Origin of the sequence: Streptomyces sp. NPDC051064 (assembly GCF_044455985.1) — a bacterium.
Lineage (GTDB): Bacteria > Actinomycetota > Actinomycetes > Streptomycetales > Streptomycetaceae > Streptomyces.
Window position 1 is genome coordinate 593,570 of sequence record NZ_JBITFK010000005.1, and the last position, 17,793, is coordinate 611,362.

General features: G+C 70.2%; 13 protein-coding genes. 2 read left to right on the forward strand and 11 right to left on the reverse strand.

Features of this window, described 5'->3' with window-relative positions:
• Positions 1 to 50 precede the first annotated feature (50 nt).
• The 5 genes from ACIBCU_RS20875 to ACIBCU_RS20895 all read right to left on the reverse strand — a co-directional run bounded on the left by ACIBCU_RS20875 (position 51) and on the right by ACIBCU_RS20895 (position 5,304).
• Positions 51 to 761, reverse strand: a complete 711-nt coding sequence (locus tag ACIBCU_RS20875; RefSeq protein ID WP_362930011.1) for a ribonuclease HII — start codon at positions 759 to 761, stop codon at positions 51 to 53.
• Between the two features lie 222 nt (positions 762 to 983).
• Positions 984 to 2,774, reverse strand: a complete 1,791-nt coding sequence (locus ACIBCU_RS20880; protein ID WP_362930013.1) for a DUF4153 domain-containing protein — start codon at positions 2,772 to 2,774, stop codon at positions 984 to 986.
• A gap of 248 nt (positions 2,775 to 3,022) precedes the next feature.
• The gene (locus ACIBCU_RS20885; protein ID WP_362930015.1) at positions 3,023 to 3,934 is read right to left on the reverse strand and encodes an ADP-ribosylglycohydrolase family protein; all 912 of its coding nucleotides are present in this window, start codon (positions 3,932 to 3,934) and stop codon (positions 3,023 to 3,025) included.
• A gap of 12 nt (positions 3,935 to 3,946) precedes the next feature.
• Entirely contained in the window at positions 3,947 to 4,606 is a 660-nt protein-coding gene (locus tag ACIBCU_RS20890) for a histidine phosphatase family protein (RefSeq protein WP_399232983.1), read from the reverse strand.
• 92 nt (positions 4,607 to 4,698) lie between these two features.
• Complete coding sequence (locus tag ACIBCU_RS20895) at positions 4,699 to 5,304, reverse strand: YdbC family protein (RefSeq protein ID WP_362930019.1); 606 nt, start codon at positions 5,302 to 5,304, stop codon at positions 4,699 to 4,701.
• A gap of 201 nt (positions 5,305 to 5,505) precedes the next feature.
• On the opposite strand from ACIBCU_RS20895, the gene ACIBCU_RS20900 reads away from it, so the two are divergent.
• Positions 5,506 to 6,039, forward strand: coding sequence for a TerD family protein (locus ACIBCU_RS20900; protein ID WP_362930021.1), 534 nt, complete (start codon positions 5,506 to 5,508; stop codon positions 6,037 to 6,039).
• Between the two features lie 146 nt (positions 6,040 to 6,185).
• Here the strand turns inward: ACIBCU_RS20900 and ACIBCU_RS20905 are convergent, their stop codons facing one another.
• Both ACIBCU_RS20905 and nrdR read right to left on the reverse strand, forming a co-directional pair.
• The gene (locus ACIBCU_RS20905; protein WP_362930023.1) at positions 6,186 to 9,095 is read right to left on the reverse strand and encodes a vitamin B12-dependent ribonucleotide reductase; all 2,910 of its coding nucleotides are present in this window, start codon (positions 9,093 to 9,095) and stop codon (positions 6,186 to 6,188) included.
• A gap of 156 nt (positions 9,096 to 9,251) precedes the next feature.
• A complete protein-coding gene (gene nrdR / locus ACIBCU_RS20910) occupies positions 9,252 to 9,767 on the reverse strand; it encodes a transcriptional regulator NrdR (protein WP_362930025.1) in 516 nt (171 codons plus the stop codon).
• A gap of 534 nt (positions 9,768 to 10,301) precedes the next feature.
• Between nrdR and lexA the strand changes: the two genes are divergently transcribed.
• Positions 10,302 to 11,099 (forward strand): transcriptional repressor LexA, encoded by a 798-nt coding sequence (gene lexA, locus ACIBCU_RS20915; protein WP_104789571.1) that lies wholly within the window; start codon positions 10,302 to 10,304, stop codon positions 11,097 to 11,099.
• Positions 11,100 to 11,168: 69 nt separating this feature from the next.
• On the opposite strand, the gene ACIBCU_RS20920 is transcribed toward lexA, so the two are convergent.
• The 4 genes from ACIBCU_RS20920 to ACIBCU_RS20935 are packed head-to-tail and all read right to left on the reverse strand — an operon-like array spanning position 11,169 to position 17,768.
• Positions 11,169 to 13,136, reverse strand: coding sequence for an ATP-dependent DNA helicase (locus ACIBCU_RS20920; protein ID WP_399232987.1), 1,968 nt, complete (start codon positions 13,134 to 13,136; stop codon positions 11,169 to 11,171).
• A gap of 50 nt (positions 13,137 to 13,186) precedes the next feature.
• The gene (locus ACIBCU_RS20925; protein WP_399232989.1) at positions 13,187 to 15,046 is read right to left on the reverse strand and encodes an IucA/IucC family protein; all 1,860 of its coding nucleotides are present in this window, start codon (positions 15,044 to 15,046) and stop codon (positions 13,187 to 13,189) included.
• Between the two features lie 60 nt (positions 15,047 to 15,106).
• A complete protein-coding gene (locus ACIBCU_RS20930) occupies positions 15,107 to 15,826 on the reverse strand; it encodes a GNAT family N-acetyltransferase (protein ID WP_362930031.1) in 720 nt (239 codons plus the stop codon).
• Between the two features lie 31 nt (positions 15,827 to 15,857).
• Positions 15,858 to 17,768 (reverse strand): IucA/IucC family protein, encoded by a 1,911-nt coding sequence (locus tag ACIBCU_RS20935; protein WP_399232991.1) that lies wholly within the window; start codon positions 17,766 to 17,768, stop codon positions 15,858 to 15,860.
• Between the last annotated feature and the right edge of the window lie 25 nt (positions 17,769 to 17,793).

Consider the following 17,793-nt stretch of genomic DNA (forward strand, 5'->3'; position numbering starts at 1 on the left):
GTCTTTCGCAGCCGACGCGAACACGTCGGCGGTGGGGTGCGCCTGTGCGATCAGAAGTCGAAGCCGAGCTGGCCCCCGCTTTCAAGTGCCGCCGCCTCGGCGGAGAATCGGACCTTCTTCAGGTGCTGCCATTTGGGCAGCGCGTCGAGGTAGGCCCAGCTGAGGCGATGGTGAGGCGTAGGCCCCCGCTCCTCCAGCGCGGCCCGGTGTACCGGTGACGGATAACCGGCGTTCGCGCCGAAGGCGAAGTCTGCGTACTCCCCGGTGTCCGCGCCCAGTTCGGCCATCACCGTGTCCCGGTGGACCTTCGCGATCACCGAGGCCGCGGCCACGGCGATGCAGGACTGGTCGCCCTTGATCACGGTACGGACGTTCCAGGGCGTTCCGAGGTAGTCGTGCTTGCCGTCGAGGATCACGGCGTCCGGCCGCACGGGCAGAGCGTCCAGCGCCCTGACGGCCGCGAGACGGAGCGCCGCGGTCATGCCGAGGTCGTCGATCTCCAGTGGTGACGCATGCCCCAGCCCGTAGGCCGTGACCCACTTCTCGAGCAACGGGGCGAGTTCCGCCCGGCGCTTGGGACTGATCAGCTTGGAGTCGGTGAGTCCCTCAGGGGCTCTACGGAGACCGGTGACGGCCGCGCACACGGTGACGGGGCCGGCCCACGCTCCGCGTCCGACCTCGTCGACACCGGCGACGGTCCTGGCACCGGACGTAGCGCGCAGTGAGCGCTCGACGGTGTGCGTGGGTGGTTCGTACGGCATGGCGCCTGCCAGGTTACGCCGATGGGCACGGCAAGAACACCCCGGGGCACCGTGCAGCGCTTCGGCACGTGTCCGGCCACGTCCGGAACACCCCGGGCGGTGCGCGACGAGGTGACCAGGCCGCCTCACAAGGGGACCTCTTCACGCGTCACTGACCTCGCCGGGCCGGGCGCGTTCCCCGAACACCCCCTGCCGCAACCAGGTGTCCGGGGGCGGGCCGCCTCAGTACGGGTCGTAGGAGTCCTCCTCCTCGTGTGCGTCCCGCTCGTCCGTCTCCGTCCCGAGGCCGCGGCAGTCGATCCCACGGTCCTGTACGGGGTGTTCCTCCAGGATGTCCCGGGCCCTGACCTCTCCCCAGCTGGAGGCGTACCACGGAGTGTCCAGGAGGGCGAGGTCGCGCTGGTACTTCTCCAGCACACAGGACCGCAGAGGTTCCGGCAGCCCGTCCAGGGCCGGTACGGCGTCCGCGGAGAGCCCCTCGAGGTACTCGAGGTCGATCGTCCTGTGGCTGCCGTACCGCTCGACGTTCTGTTCGGCGATCAGTCCGTCGGGCGAGAGCAGCCCGAAGGCGAGCACGCCGACGGCCGCACTCGCGGCGACCGCGCGCGGCAGCAGCCTGGCGCCGAAGACTCCGGCCGCGAGGATGAGGATCAGCACCACTCCGAGCCAGAGCTCCACAGCGGCCACGGAGATCCGCAGCCTGGTCAGCCCGAAGGCGTCCACGTAGAGGTCCATGCGGCGCAGGGCCGATGCCACGACGACGAGTGTCAGTACGCACAGTGCACCGAGAACGCTCCGGACCAGGACCCGGTCGCGCGGTCCGCCCCGCGGGGCCCAGCGCAGGGCGAGGGCGATGACGAGCAGGGTCAGCACGGTGGCCCAGAGGAGCTGCCAGAAGCCCTGCCGGGCGTACTCGGCGGGCAGCAGGCCGGTCTCGTCGAGCACCTTGTCGTACCCGCCGAGCAGGACGACGAGCTGGAGCGTGATGAACGCGGCGAAGAGCAGGTTGAGCACGATCAGCGGAAGCGCCCACTCCGCCCTGTTCCTGGCCTTGCCCGGTCGTACGGTGATCCCGTCCCAGCGCACCGGCGCCGCAGCGCTGTACGCAGCGGCAAGTGCTCCGACGAGGCCGAGCGCGAAGAGGAAGAGCCGCCAGGGGCTGTCGCCGACGGACACGTCGGGGGTGAGGCTGCCCAGGAGATCGGCGAAGGCGGCGTCCGCGGAGGCGAAGAGCGCGCCGAACACGACGAGCAGGACCACCGCCACCGCCGTGCTGCGCACCACGGTGCGCACCCGTCCCCGGGAGTCGTCCGCGCGGTCACGTACCCCGTGCCACCCCCAGCGCACACCGGCCGCGACCGAGGGGAACAGTCCCAGCGAGCCGAGCAGCACGCCCGGCCAGGTGCGGCTTCCGTGCAGGGCCAGCGAGCCGAGAGCGAGCGCCGACACCACGGCGAGGAAGACCGGCCACCCCGCTTCCCGGAGCGCCGGAATCGCCAGGAGCGCCAGGCCGCCCACCGCCCACACCGCGGTCCAGGGGCGCAGCCTGCGCCCCGCCGAGCGTGCGGCGAAGAACGCCCCCAGGGCGGCGGGCACCGCCACGATCAGCAGATTGGGCCCGAGGCCGTCACCGAGCAGCAGGGCGCTGAGCAGGCCCGTGGCGAGGACCGCCCAGAGCGTGGCGGGCCCGATCGCGCGCGGGGACGGAGGCCTCAGGCGCGACATCACGCCGACCGGCTGATGCCGTCCAGGGCGCTGCCAGACGTCCGCCGGGGGCGGCGGCTGGAGATAGGAGGGCACCTTCGGCACATCGGGGCCCGCCTGCTGCGGCGGCACCTGGGTGGAAGCCCTCGCAGGCTTGCCCGCCGCCTTCGCCCCTCCGGGACTCCCGGACGCTGTGCGGGGCGCCTCGCTCCCCGCCCCGGATGCGGTGTCCGCAGCGGATTCCGCCGCGTTACCGGACTCCGGTGACGCGTCGGGCCGGCTGGACGCATCGGACGACTGATCGGACATGGGACCCCTCCCCCCACCGGGGTCCGCTCGCGCTGCCACATCGCGGCGCGCCTGCCCCGGCGTCTCTAGGCGCACACCCACCAAGATCGATGAGGGCGGCGTGGCCGAAAGAGTAAGTCGCGCCCGGACCGTTCAACCGGTCGGGGCCCCTGCTGTGGCAGGACCGTGACAGTAGAAGTGCCATGCCCCGTGGCCGTGAAGGGGACACGACAGCCGCCAGGACCGCTGAGCGCACACCCCGCGTTCGGTCAGCGGCGCGCCGGAGCGAGGGGCATCCAGTCGGGCAGCTCCTCCGTCCTGGCCAGCCAGTCGGCCGGAGGGGTGCCGCCAGGCTGGGCGGCGACGATCCCGCCGACGATGGCGCAGGTGGTGTCCACGTCGCCGCCTGCCTGTGCCGTCACCCAGAAAGCCTCTTCGAAGTCACCGAGGCTCCGGGCCGCCGACCAGAGGGCGAAGGGCACGGTGTCGTGCGCACTCGTACGGCGGCCGTTGCCGAGCACCGCCGCGACCGTCCCTGCGTCCCGGTAGTCGAGCATGTCGCGCGCCCTGCGCAGCCCGGCACCGACAGCGCTGCGCGGGACGAGGGCGACGACGCCGTCGATCAGGTCCTCCGGCGTCGGCGGCCCTCCCGGCGCGGCGACGAGGGCGGCGGCCGCCGCGACGGCCATCGACCCCACGACCGCCTCGCGGTGCTGATGGGTGGTGTAGGAGGAGATCTCGGCCTGGTGGGTGGCCTGCTCCGGATCGTCCGCGTACCAGGCGCCCAGCGGTGCGATGCGCATCGCCGAACCGTTCCCCCAGGAGCCCTGGCCCTGGAAGAGCGCCGATGCCAGCTCCCGCCAGTCGCCGCCTTCCCGCACCAGCCTGAGCAGCCGGTTCACCGCGGGCCCGTAGCCCCGGTCGAAGTCGTGATGCCGAGCGAAGGAGTGGGCGAGCTCGTCCTGGTCGACGCGCTCATGCGCGGCCAGCACGGCGAGCACGGAGCACGCCATCTCGGTGTCGTCGGTCCACTGCCAGTCGCCGGGCGGCAGGTCGCGGCTCTTGAGCAGGGGGTAATGGGCCGGGACGAAGAACTGGGAGCCGAGGGCATCTCCCACGGACAGTCCACGCAGGCTGGCCAGAGCGCGTTCGAAACGTTCGGAAGCGGATTCAGCGGTCATCGCTCGGCCACTCTATCCGGTGATGCCGTAGGGCTCAGGGGTGCGCCACCGCCGAAAGGGCCGGTCGAGCGTATAGCGGCCGTCCTGACCCAGCAGCAGCGTCCTGGATTCGCCGTTCCCGGGATTGGACAGCGACTCGAATTCCGCCACCGACCAGTGAAACCAGCGCATGCAGAAGAGCCTCATGGTCAGCCCATGGGTGACCAGCAGGACGTTCGGCGGGTGGCCCGGGTCCTCGAAGCTGCGGTGGAGGCTCTCCAGGAACGCGTCGACCCGGTCGTACACGTCGGCGCCGGACTCGCCCTGCGCGAAGCGGTAGAAGAAGTGCCCGTACGCGTCCCGGTAGGCCTTCTGCAGCCTGACGTCGTCACGGTCCTGCCAGTTGCCCCAGTCCTGCTCGCGCAGCCGGGGCTCCTCCCTGACACGCACGTGCTCCAGTTCGAGGCCGAAGGCCCGGAACGTCTCGTGGGTGCGCCGGTAGGGCGAGATGTAGACGCTGACACGCTCGTCGCCGAACGTCTCACGCAGCCGGGAGCCCGCCGCCTCTGCCTGACGCAGCCCCTTCGCCGTGAGCCTGAGCGCATGGTCGGGCTCACGTTCGTAGACCGTGTCGTCGGCATTGCCCTCGGACTCACCGTGCCGGACGAGAACGATGCGTTGCGGTCGTGCCATGTACCGACCCTAGATGCCGTACGGCCCGATCGAGCAATTGTGCGGGCTCCATCGGGCGTATGTGACCAAGGAAACGGACGTACGGGGCCGGGTCAGACCGTCCACGAGGGATCGAGCTGCACCACGTCACCCGTAAGCGACTCGACATCCCGCTCGGTCTCCGCCCGTGCCGAGAGCCGGGCGACGCTCTCCGGCCGGTACTTGCCGCGTTCGGCGCTCGACTGCCACATCGACAGCACCAGGAACTCGTGCCCCGGGGCCTGGCCGAAGACTCCGCGCAGCATCCCGGGAGAACCCGCCATGGCCGGGTTCCACACCCGCTGCTGCATGAGCGCGAAATGGTCGACGCGGTCCTCGTGCACCTGGCTGTGCGCGACCCTGACCACATCCGCGTCGGTGAAGTCCGGCACGAATCCGGTCTTCACATCGAAGCGGTACTCGAACAGCTTGACCTGCATGTCCTTGTACATGCCGGACTGTGCGGCGGCCAGCCGGTCATGCCCGCGGGCCATGAAGGAGTCATAGAAGACCCGGTTCTCCCAGAACGCGAACACATGGGCGACTTCGGGCTGCCCTCGGCTCCACCCGCCGCTCTGACTCCGGAATCCCGGCTCCCCGAGCAGCGCCGCCCACTTCCGCTGCCCCCGCTCGAAACCGCGGCGGTCCACCACGGTGCAGCGAATCCACTTGACCAGCACTGCGCCATCGTACGGCGCCCGGCGTGGCGCGGTTCACGCTCCGGGCGGCGGGGAGCCCGCCGACACCGGCAACGCACAACTCCGGCCACACGATGGCCCGAATGCGATGCCCGTTTCCAACGCGGTTGGATCCACGGACAGTTACGGACATGATCTGAGGGGCAAGCGGTCCGTCGGTCCAGCAGCGAGGAGGCACGTCCGATGAGCACTCCCAACAAGGACATCGAGAAGGTCGAGGTGAGGGTCAAATGGGACCCCAGCGACTTCGGTGAGCCCGCCAACGACCTCGACATCATCGCGGCCACCTACAGGACGGAAGCGCCCTACGGGAGTCCCGCCTATCTCGTGCACTTCGACAGCAGGTCACCGGACGGGACGATCACGCTGAACCGGGACAGCCGGACGGGACAGGGCTTCGGCTTCGACGAGGTCATGACCCTCGAACTGGACCGGCTGTCGGACGCGTACGCCAGGGTCGTGGTCGGCGTGGCCATCCAGCAGCGCGACGGCCACAAGACCTTCGGCCAGATAGAGCACACGGCCGTACAGATCCGCGAGGGCTACACGAACCTGGCGGAGGACGACTTCTCCGCGGTGTCGGCAGCCACCGCGGCGGTCGTCGCGGAATTCGTCCGGGACACCTCCGGGGCCTGGGGCTTCCACGGTTCCGTCCGCGGGTTCGACGGCGATCCCGGTTCGTTCGCCACGGAGATGGGGAACCGCCCGGGGGCATGACCGGGTTCCGCTCGCCACGGCCGGCCGTCCGGCGAACCGGCAGCCCGAAAGGGGACCGGCCACCCGCCGGTCCCCTTCGTGAGCTGCTGGTCAGCCGCCCGGGCGGGCCGCACAGGACGTCCCGTCCGGTGCGGCCCCGATCACCCTCAGCTGCAGCCGCTGGTCGAGCCGCAGCCCTCGCAGATGTAGCAGGACCCGGCGCGCTGCATCTTCGTACCGCACGAGAAGCACAGCGGCGCGTCCGCGCTGATGCCGAGCTGCATCTCGACCAGTTCGGCCGAGGTGTGCGCGGTCTTGGGGGCCGGCTTCTCCGCTGCGCTCTCCACCGGCGACGCGACGGCCTTCAGCGGCTCCACGTGCACAGGAGCGGACTGGGCCAGGCTCTCCGAGTCGAGGTCGTCGTCCCCGAAGGCGGGCTCGTACGAACCGGTGTCGAGGTGACGCTGACGCTCCTCGGCCGAGTGGATGCCGAGCGCGGAGCGCGTCTCGAACGGCAGGAAGTCGAGCGCCAGGCGGCGGAAGATGTAGTCGACGATCGACTGCGCCATCCGCACATCCGGGTCGTCCGTCATACCGGCCGGCTCGAAACGCATGTTGGTGAACTTGGAGACGTAGGTCTCCAGCGGCACGCCGTACTGCAGACCGACCGAGACCGCGATCGAGAAGGCGTCCATCATGCCCGCGAGGGTGGAACCCTGCTTGGACATCTTCAGGAAGACCTCACCGAGACCGTCGTCCGGGTAGGAGTTGGCGGTCATGTAACCCTCGGCGCCGCCCACCGTGAAGGAGGTGGTGATGCCGGGGCGGCCCTTGGGCAGACGCTTGCGGACCGGGCGGTACTCGACGACCTTCTCGACCGCGGCACGGATGGTGTCCTCGGTCTTCGCGGTCACCTCGTCCTTCTTCTCCTCCCACTTCTTGGTGGAGAGGGGCTGGCCGACCTTGCAGTTGTCGCGGTAGATCGCGAGCGCCTTGACGCCCATCTTCCACGCCTCGAAGTAGACCTCCTCGACGTCCTCGACGGTGGCCGTCTCCGGCAGGTTCACCGTCTTGGACAGCGCGCCGGAGATCCACGGCTGGATGGCCGCCATCATCCGGACGTGGCCCATGGCCGAGATGGAGCGCTCGCCCATCGCGCAGTCGAAGACCTCGTAGTGCTCGGTCTTGAGACCGGGGGCGTCGATCACGTTGCCGTTGTCGGCGATGTGGGCGACGATCGCCTCGATCTGCTCCGGCTGGTAGCCGAGACGGCGCAGGGCCTGCGGCACCGTGCCGTTGACGATCTGCATCGAGCCGCCGCCGACGAGCTTCTTGAACTTGACCAGGGCGAGGTCGGGCTCGAGGCCGGTGGTGTCGCAGGACATCGCGAGACCGATGGTGCCGGTCGGGGCGATGACCGACGCCTGGGCGTTGCGGAAGCCGTTCTTCGCGCCGAGGCGGAGCACGTCCTGCCAGGCCTCGGTGGCGGCGGCCCAGACCGGCGAGTCCAGGTCGTCGACGTGGACGGCCACGGCGTTGGCGTCCGAGTGCTGCTTCATGACGCGCTGGTGCGGCTCGGCGTTGCGGGCGTAGCCGTCGTACGGGCCGACGACCGCGGCGAGCTCGGCGGAGCGCCGGTAGGACGTACCGGTCATCAGCGAGGTGATCGCGCCGGCGAGCGCACGGCCGCCGTCGCTGTCGTACGCGTGCCCGGTGGCCATCAGCAGGGCGCCGAGGTTGGCGTAGCCGATGCCCAGCTGGCGGTAGGCGCGGGTGTTGTCGCCGATCTTCTGGGTCGGGAAGTCCGCGAAGCAGATCGAGATGTCCATCGCGGTGATGACCAGCTCGACGACCTTGGCGAAGCGCTCGGCCTGGAAGGACTGGTGGCCCTCGCCGTCGTCCTTGAGGAACTTCATCAAGTTCAGCGATGCCAGGTTGCACGAGGTGTTGTCCAGGTGCATGTACTCGCTGCAGGGGTTCGAGCCGTTGATGCGGCCGGACTCCGGGCAGGTGTGCCAGTGGTTGATGGTGTCGTCGTACTGGATGCCGGGGTCCGCACAGGCCCAGGCGGCCTCCGCCATCTTGCGGAAGAGGGACTTGGCCTCGACCTCTTCGATGACGTCACCGGTCATGCGGGCCCGCAGACCGAACTTCCCGCCGGCCTCGACGGCCTTCATGAACTCGTCGTTCACACGGACCGAGTTGTTGGCGTTCTGGTACTGGACGGACGTGATGTCGTCGCCGCCCAGGTCCATGTCGAAGCCCGCGTCGCGCAGGGCGCGGATCTTCTCCTCCTCCTTCACCTTGGTCTCGATGAAGTTCTCGATGTCGGGGTGGTCGACATCGAGGATGACCATCTTGGCCGCGCGGCGCGTGGCGCCACCCGACTTGATCGTTCCGGCGGAGGCGTCGGCGCCCCGCATGAAGGAGACCGGGCCGGAGGCGTTGCCGCCGGAGGAGAGCAGCTCCTTGGAGGAGCGGATGCGGGACAGGTTCAGGCCGGCGCCGGAGCCGCCCTTGAAGATCATGCCCTCTTCCTTGTACCAGTCGAGGATCGACTCCATGGAGTCGTCGACGGCCAGGATGAAGCAGGCCGAGACCTGCTGCGGCTGGGGCGTCCCCACGTTGAACCAGACCGGCGAGTTGAAGCTGAAGATCTGGTGCAGGAGGGCGTACGCCAGCTCGTGCTCGAAGATCTCGGCGTCGGCGGGGGAAGCGAAGTAGTTGTAGTCCTCGCCGGCTTTCCGGTACGTCTTCACGATCCGGTCGATGAGCTGTCGCAGACCGGTCTCGCGCTGCGGCGTGCCGACAGCCCCCCGGAAGTACTTGCTGGTGACGATGTTGACCGCGTTCACCGACCAGAAGTCGGGGAACTCGACGCCACGCTGCTCGAAGTTGATCGAGCCGTCGCGCCAGTTGGTCATGACGACGTCACGGCGCTCCCACGCGACCTCGTCGTACGGATGCACGCCGGGAGTCGTGTGGATGCGCTCGATGCGCAGGCCCTGCTTGGTCGCAGTCGACTTGGCTCCCTTGGTGCGGGAACCTCGTGCCGGGCCGCTCGCCGTCTCTGTCATGCCGCCTCCCATATGTGGGCAAAAACGCCCTGAAGTGCCCAGTTCTTCCCAGGGCACAGTGTGTGTCTGATGCTCCGGACGCCACGCACAGCGTCTCGGAACAGGTCTGGTGCCGCCTGCCGCCGGCTCCGCCGCCCCCGGCGGCCGGCCCGGTGATCAATCAGCGGCGACTGCGGCGGGCGCGGGGACCTCGAGGGTCTCGCCGCTCCCGCATTGCTCTGCGCGGGGCCGCTCTTCACGGAGCTCCGCGATCGCGGTCTCGAAGTCTTCGAGGGAGTTGAACGCCCGGTACACCGACGCGAAACGCAGGTACGCGACGAGGTCGAGCTCCTGCAAGGGGCCGAGTATGGCCAGACCCACGTCGTGCGTCGTCAGCTCGGCGCTCCCCGTGGCCCGCACGGCTTCCTCGACCCGCTGGCCGAGCTTCGCCAGTGCGTCCTCGGTGACGGGCCGGCCCTGGCAGGCCTTGCGGACCCCCGAGATGACCTTGGTGCGGCTGAAGGGCTCGGTCACGCCGCTGCGCTTGACCACCATCAGCGAACAGGTCTCCACCGTCGTGAAGCGACGGGAGCAGTCGGGGCACTGACGGCGCCGTCGGATCGACGTCCCGTCGTCCGTCGTGCGACTGTCCACCACCCGACTGTCGGGGTGCCTGCAGAAGGGGCAGTGCATGTCTCCGAACCCTCCCTCACAGCACGACTGAATAGCCCTCCGTGCCCTGTTCAGGCCCCTGAGGACAGTCACCAGCATAGGCGATGAACTCGGCCCTGACGGACCGGGGACCACTACTTATGGGCAGCGACAGCAAGGCGACCACTACATCTAGGGTTTTGCTCCACCTCCACCCCCCGCGCGTGTCGCGCTTCCCCGGGGGCCGGGTGGCAGCCTACGGCCCGGCACGAGGGTACGGGAAACGCACACACGCCCGGGCTGCGGGGGCCGCCCGGCAGGCAGCCAGGGACGTGCCCCGGAGGGCACGCCACGGCACGCCGGGGACGCACCCCCGCGCACGGGAACGGACCGGCGGAACGCTAGCGTGGACCTCGGGAACCGCGCTCGATTCCGGTCCACCGCATTCAGCTCATACACCTCTCGGCAAGCGCGCGACAGCCCTTTATTTGTTTTTCACTCGAACGTGTGTTTGGCGCAACCTTTCGAAAGCTACTACCGTTGCCTAACTAGGGAGACCATTCGAGAGGGGCCGACGTGACCACCACCGCAGACAGTGCCACCATCACTGCCCAGGACCACCGCTCCCAGAGCCGACTTGAGCCGGTGCATGCCATGAATGACTCAGTCATGAACGCGGAGGGGCCGGAGCCCACACGCCCCGCACGCTCCTTGCCCGGCCGACCTCCTGGAATCCGGGCGGACAGCTCAGGGCTCACGGACCGGCAGCGGCGTGTGATCGAGGTGATCCGGGATTCCGTGCAGCGGCGGGGCTATCCCCCGTCGATGCGCGAGATCGGCCAGGCGGTGGGTCTGTCGAGCACCTCGTCCGTCGCCCACCAGCTGATGGCTCTGGAGCGCAAGGGCTTCCTGCGCCGCGACCCTCACCGGCCGCGCGCCTACGAGGTCCGGGGCTCGGACCAGCCCAGCACCCAGCCGACCGACACCACCGGGAAGCCCGCGGCGTCGTACGTGCCGCTGGTCGGCCGGATCGCCGCCGGCGGGCCGATCCTCGCCGAGGAGTCCGTCGAGGACGTCTTCCCGCTCCCCCGTCAGCTCGTCGGTGACGGCGAGCTCTTCGTGCTGAAGGTCGTCGGTGACTCGATGATCGAGGCGGCGATCATGGATGGGGACTGGGTCACGGTCCGGCGCCAGCCGGTCGCGGAGAACGGCGACATCGTGGCAGCCATGCTGGACGGCGAGGCCACGGTCAAGCGGTTCAAGCGCGAGGACGGCCATGTATGGCTGCTCCCGCACAACTCCGCCTACCAGCCGATCCCCGGTGACGAGGCGACGATCCTGGGCAAGGTCGTGGCGGTGCTACGGCGGGTGTGAGCTCCGCCCGTTCGGACTGGGCCCCGGGATCCCTGCGCCGATCCCGGGGCCCTGGCGCGTCCGCGGTGCTCACTGAGCGGTCTTGGCCGCCGCGTCGATGGCCGCGAGCGAGCGCCGCGCCTGGTCGCGGTCCGTGGTGTACCAGAAGTCGGGCAGCGAGGCCCGGAGATAGCTCCCGTAGCGCGCGTTGGCCAGCCGGGGGTCGAGCACCGCGACCACCCCCTTGTCGCCCATGGCCCGGACGAGCCGGCCCGCGCCCTGTGCCATCAGCAGCGCCGCATGGGTGGCCGCCACCGCCATGAATCCGTTGCCGCCCGCGTCCTCGACCGCCTTCTGCCGGGCGCTCATCAGCGGATCGTCCGGCCGGGGAAACGGAATCCGGTCCATGATCACGAGCTGGCAGCTCGGGCCGGGGACATCGACGCCCTGCCAGAGGGACAGCGTCCCGAACAGACACGTCTCGGGGTCCGCCGCAAAATTCTTGATCAGCTCGCCGAGGGTCTCCTCGCCCTGCAGCAGAATCGGCTTGTCCTGCCTGCCACGCAGCTCCTCGGCTGCCGCCTGGGCCGCCCGCATGGACGAGAACAGGCCCAGGGTGCGGCCGCCCGCCGCCTCCACCAGCTCCGCGAGCTCGTCGAGCATGTCGGCGCGGGAACCTTCCCGTCCGGGCGTGGCCAGGTGCCGGGCGACGTACAGAATGCCCTGCTTCGGATAGTCGAAGGGCGAGCCGACGTCGAGCCCCTTCCACTGAGGGATGTCGTCACCCGCCGTGCCCTCGGGCGCGAGACCGAGTGAGGCCCCCACCCCGTTGAAATCGCCGCCGAGCTTGAGGGTGGCCGAGGTCAGCACCACCGAGCGGTCGGCGAACAGCTTCTCCCTCAGCAGCCCGGAGACGGACAGCGGGGCGACCCGGACCGACGCCCCGAAGCGGTCATGGCGCTCGTACCAGACGACGTCGTACTCGGAGCCCTGGGTGATGCGCTCCGCGACACTGTGGATGGACTCGACCGACGCCATCGCCTGCTTGCGCACCGCGTCCTCGTCCTGGACGTTCTTGTCCCGGGTCCCCCCGAGGGCGGAGATCACCGTACGCGCGGCGTCACGCAGGGCCATCAGTGCGTAGCCGAGGTCTTCGGGCACCTCTTCGAGGCGCCCCGGGAGCGCCAGCTCCATGACCCGCTCGAATCCCTCGGATGCGGTCAGCAGGGCGTCGGCCGCCTTCTCGTTGACCAGCTTCGCCGCACGGCGCACCGCCCTGTTCACCTGGCCCGGGGTGAGCTCACCGGTGGCCACCCCGGTGACCCGGGAGACCAGCTCATGGGCCTCGTCGACGATGAGCACCTCGTGCTTGGGGAGCACCGGGGCGCCTTCGATCGCGTCGATCGCGAGCAGGGCGTGGTTCGTGACGACGACATCGGCGAGCTTGGCCCTCTCCCTGGCCGCCTCCGCGAAGCACTCGGCGCCGTACGCGCACTTGGTGGCGCCGAGGCACTCGCGCGAGGAGACGGAGATCTGGGACCATGCACGGTCCGAGACACCCGGCGTCAGGTCGTCCCGGTCGCCGGTCTCCGTCTCGTCCGACCAGTCCCGCAGACGCAGCAGGTCCTGGCCCAGCTTGCTCGACGGCGCCGCCGCTTCGAACTGGTCGAAGAGCCCTTCCTCCTCGTCCTGCGGCGCCCCCTCGTGGAGCCGGTGCAGACAGAGGTAGTTCGACCGGCCCTTGAGCATCGCGAACTGCGGCCGACGGCGCAGCAGCGGGTGCAGCGCGTCGACCGTACGCGGAAGGTCCCGCTCCACCAGCTGGCGTTGGAGGGCCAGGGTGGCCGTGGCCACCACGACCCGCTCGCCGTGGGCCAGCGCCGGCACCAGGTAGCCGAGGGACTTGCCCGTGCCGGTGCCGGCCTGGACGAGCAGATGGGCGTTGTCGTCGACAGCCTCGGCGACGGCTTCGGCCATGGAGACCTGGCCGGGGCGTTCCGTACCGCCGACGGCGGTGACGGCGGCGTGGAGGAGCTCGGGGAGAGATGGCTTCGTCATAGCCCGTCCAGCCTACGGCGCCCCACTGACACCATCGATCGCTCCCGGACTCACGCGGAGGGGTGGAGCGGGTTGCGGACAGAGCCGTGGACGGCGGCGTGCGGGCGCTGCGGGCGGTCGCGGTAGCCGTCCAGATGCAGACGGTTGCGGTTGAGACACAGGCGCTCGATCGTCGGCGTCAGCATGTCGAAGATCTCGAACCGCTCCTTGAGGTCGGGGAACCGGGCGTGGTGCCTCAGGATCTCGGCACGGACGAGTGACCAGAATTCACCCTCCGGTACGTCCAGTTGCTCCTCGCACAGGGGCGACAGATAGCGGAAGACGCCCACGAAGAGCCCGGAGTGGATGAACTGGGTGAGGAAGGAGGGGTCCTCCGTGAGCAGGATGTCCCGGACGTGCGCGGGCATCGTGTCGTGCTCGGGCAGCGGCCGGGCGCTGACGTTCACGTCGTCGACGAAGTCCTTGATCGCGAGCCGTACGGGTACGTCGTGCTCGTCGAAGACGACGATGGCGTTCTCGCCGTGCGGGGAGAAGACCGTGCCGTAGCGGTACAGGAAATGCAGCAGCGGTGGCAGCAGCGCGGTGAAGAGCCGGGTCAGCCAGGCGGCGGGGGCAAGCCCCGAGCGTGCGACGAGCTCGGCGGTGAAGGAACGGCCGTCGGGGTCCGTGTGCAGCAGCGAGGCCAGCGTACGGGCGCGTTCGCCGGGTGCCAGCCGCGGCTGGAGGGGCTCCCGCCAGATCGCTCCGAGGATCTCCTTGAACTGGTACGGAGACTCCGGGAGGTGGTCGTAGAGCGGGTGTTCGACGGCCACCGAGGCGACCTCGCCGAGCAGGATGACGCCGCAGGTGTCCCGGAGGAACGAATCGCCGTCGCACAGCCCCTGGACCCACGCCGTGACGGCCGGGGCGGCGAGCGTGCGTTCGGTCGGCAGGCCCCGCCAGACGAGGGTGTTGAGGATCGACAAGGGCAGCTTGACGGTGTGCCGGTCGGGCCGCCCCACATTGGTGAAGGTACGGATGGACTGCTGCGGCAGCCGGAGGTCGTCGTCGGTGTGCAGGGGAACGATCTCGGCGTCCGCGATCGCGGGGGCGAAGAGGGGGACGATCCATTCGTCCCACTGCCATGGATGCACGGGGAGGAACAGGTAGTCCGCGGGGTCGAGCCCCCGTCCGCGCAGGATCGCGGCGAAGGATTCCCGGACACCCGGGTCCAGTTCCTGGTCGTAGAGGTCTCCGGGGGCGGCGACACGGCCCACTCCCCGGTAACCCGCTATGCGGGTGCTGACGGCGATCCAGGGCAGCGCGGTCGCGGACCGGGCTTCCGGTGCGAAGAGGGCGGCGTCGGTGGCGGAGAATCCGAGACGGCCCTTGTTCGCCACGAGCCAGGGGTGCCCTGTCTGGTGTCCTTCGAGCTCGGCGTACGGGAGCTCGACGAGCTGCGCCGCGGTGAGCGCCGTGTGGTCGAGGCGGGCGTCGGCGGTGAGGGTGGCGGTGAGCTCGCGGATGAGGTGGCCGAGCGTGGCACCGTCGAGACCGAGAAGACGGCGTCCTCGGGCGAGGAATCGCAGGGGGTCCCGGAAGGGTGTGCCGTCGGTGCTGCCGGCCCCGGTGTCCCCGGCGGAGAACTCACGGATCGTCGCCGGGTCGACACGCCAGCTGCCGTAGACACCACGCCGGGCGTGGAAGCTCAGGGTCGCGCCGTCGTCGAGCGTCAGGGTGTAGTCGCCGGTCCGCTCCGCTCCGTCGTCCGTCCGGGGTACGGGCTCGATGACTTCCTCGTAGGCGAACTCACCGAGCATCTTGGCGAGGAGCCTCGCCGCAGCCCGGTCCCAGACGGTCCGGTTGAGTTCCGGAGTGTCGAGCGGCGTATGAGGCTTCGCCGGATGATGGCTCGCAGGATATGTCGGCACGGGGACTCCTCCGGGTGGGACCGATGGGGTTCGAGCAGGCTGTGCGGTGCGGCGAGTTGTTCACAGGCGGTCACGGTGGGCTCGGTCGCGGACCATCAGGGCGGCTCGCTTGTCAGGAAGGTCCACTTCCGCGCAGAAGCGGAAGCCGGCGCTCAGGAAGGCGGAAACGGACGGGGTGTTGCGCAGATCCGGCTCCGCGACGACACGTCCGCAGTGCGGCCGGTTGTCGAGTACGAGATCGGCTACGGCCCTGAGCAGTACGGTGCCGATGCCCCGTCCTCGGTTGCCCACACCGCCGATGAGAAGGTGGATCCCCATGTCGTGGGGCCGTGCCGGGTAGTGGCGGGCGAGCGGGTCCAGATCCGCGCGGTAGATCTCCCAGTAGCTCATGGGGGCACCCGCGAGGACGCCGAGGCAGGGGACGCTGCGGCCGTCCCCTTCGAGCTGCCGGCGGAGGTGCGCCGCGGTGACCGGCTCCGGTCCTGCGAGCTCCCAGAAGGCGGCTACCGCGGGATCGTTCATCCAGCGGCTGATCACCGCCAGATCGCGTTCGGGTTCCACCGGGACGAGTCGGAACACCCCGGCGGGAGTGGTGACCGGGCTCCACCCGCCGGGGTCTCCCACGAGAGCGGAGGCGCCGGCCCTCGCGGCGGACGCCGCCGAGCCGTCACCGAGCAGGGCGAGGAGCTCCTCGGTGAGCCGCAGCTCCAGGGTGTCCTCGGTGCCGGTGCCGTCGGGCGGGACGGCACCGGTCCCGGTGCGGGCATCGGCTTGGTGCACCGTGACGCTCTCCTCTCGCTGGCTCAGACCGTCATGCCTTGCCGCTGGTGAGCGGATTGGCGATGGTGACGTACACGGACTGGGTGTCGACCGGGCCGACGAGTTCGTCGAGGCCGTGCATCCGGGTCAGCAGGTTGGCCTTGCAGCGGAGCTGGCCGGTCTCCAGAAGGTAGGCGGGCAGGGAGGATCCCAGCGGGACTGCGCCTTCGAGGAAACGGCGGAACGCGGCGAGGAGCAGCTGCTCGTCGGCGAGCCGCTGGGCACCGAAGGCGCCGATCAGCCCGAACACGTTGTTGATGCCGAGGTAGTAGGCGAGCCGTTCGTCCGTGACGGCGTCGGTGACGAAGGTGTCGCTGACGGCACCGATGCCCGGGAGCCGGCGCTCGAGTGCGGTCCGGTGGGACTCCCGGAAGTAGTAGCCCTGGTTGTCGCGGTACCTGCCGCCGACGGGCCAGCCGTCCGGGTCGAGGATGACGAGCGTGTTCTGCTGGTGGGCCTCCAGGGCGACACCCGCGTTGGCGTCGAGCCAGAGGACGGGGAGGACGACGCGGTCGAGGTAGCGCAGGAACCACTCGGCGCACACCGCCCCGGTCGTCCGGCCTGTGCGCGCGGCCAGCGAGAAGACCGTGTCGGCGAGCCGCGAGTGCGTGCCGGGACGGCCGGGCCACGGCCGCGGGGCGGTGAGTCCGGCGATGCACACGGCGTCGTCGGCGGGGCCGAAGGGATTGTGGCGGAGCACCACGTCGAGGCCGGGGACGGGGCTGCCGTCCGGTTGGTCGACGGCGATCCAGGCCGGGTCCCGGACGATGTCGAAGCCCGGGTGCGCCTCCTGCCACCGGTCGGCAAGGCCGGTGCGCAGCAGCCGGTGTACCTCGGCTCCGCGGTGGAGCTCCTTACGGAGGTTCTCCCGGCGGGAGTTGGTGATGCGTACGCCCAGGGACAGCTTCAGCATGAGGTCGGATCCCGGGCGGTGCACGGTGCGGACGGACGAGGTGGGGTGCCAGCGTTCGCCGTACGGGCCGAGGTCGTGCAGGATGCCCTTCTCGCACAGGGCGACGACCTCGGGGCGGCGCAGGACCTCCGCGGCCTGCCAGGGGTGGAGCGGAAGGGCCGTGGTCCCGTCGGGGAGGTCCAGCCCTTCGGCGTGTGGTGCGAGGAGCGTCTCCGCCGAGACCGGCCGGCCGGCCTTCGTCCACGCCGACTCCGTGGCCAGCACGGAACGGTCCACGGCCATCCAGTGGAGCGGGAAGGAGCCGCGCAGCTCGGGTGAGTAGAGCAGCGCCTCCGACTCGGAGAGGCCTTCGCGGCTCTTGGGGGTGGGGTGCAGGGGGTGGCCGAGGACGAGGGACTGCTCGGCGGTGAGGAAGAGATCGGCCTCGGGAGGCGCGGTGGGTGTGCGGCGCCGGTCGGCGATGAAGGCCGCCGTGTGCCGTACGGAGTCGGCCACCCTGGCCACCAGGTCGACGCCGGCGTTCCGCTCGCTCTCCCGGCTGAGCAGCGCGGCCACGGTGACGGCGTCGACGCCCGGGGCGCCGTCGGGCGCGTTCTCCAGGGACGGCGTCCCGAAGCGGTGCCAGCCCGTCGCGGACCAGTGGGCGACCGGGACGAGCAGGGCGATGCCGCTCGCCGGGAGCGGAACGCGCAGGGTGTTTCCCCGGGGGCGGGGCAGGTCGTTCTCCCTGGTCCAGCAGCGCAGCAGATTCTCCGTACCGGCCGAGTCCGCAGCCCGGAACGGGTCCGGATGGTCGAGCGGGTCCCGCATCGTGTCGCCGGGGCGGTCCGCCGGGACGGCACCCGAACCGGCACGCGGGGTGCCGTGCGGACCGGCCTTCTGTCGCGGCACGGTCGTCGACTCGACGGCGAGGGGGCCCTCCGGCAGGTCATGTCCTCGCTGCTGGCTGGTGAGGGGGCCGTCGGCCTCGGGCGCAGGGGTGGGGTTCACGGCGGTCTTCCTTGTGAGGGGTCCG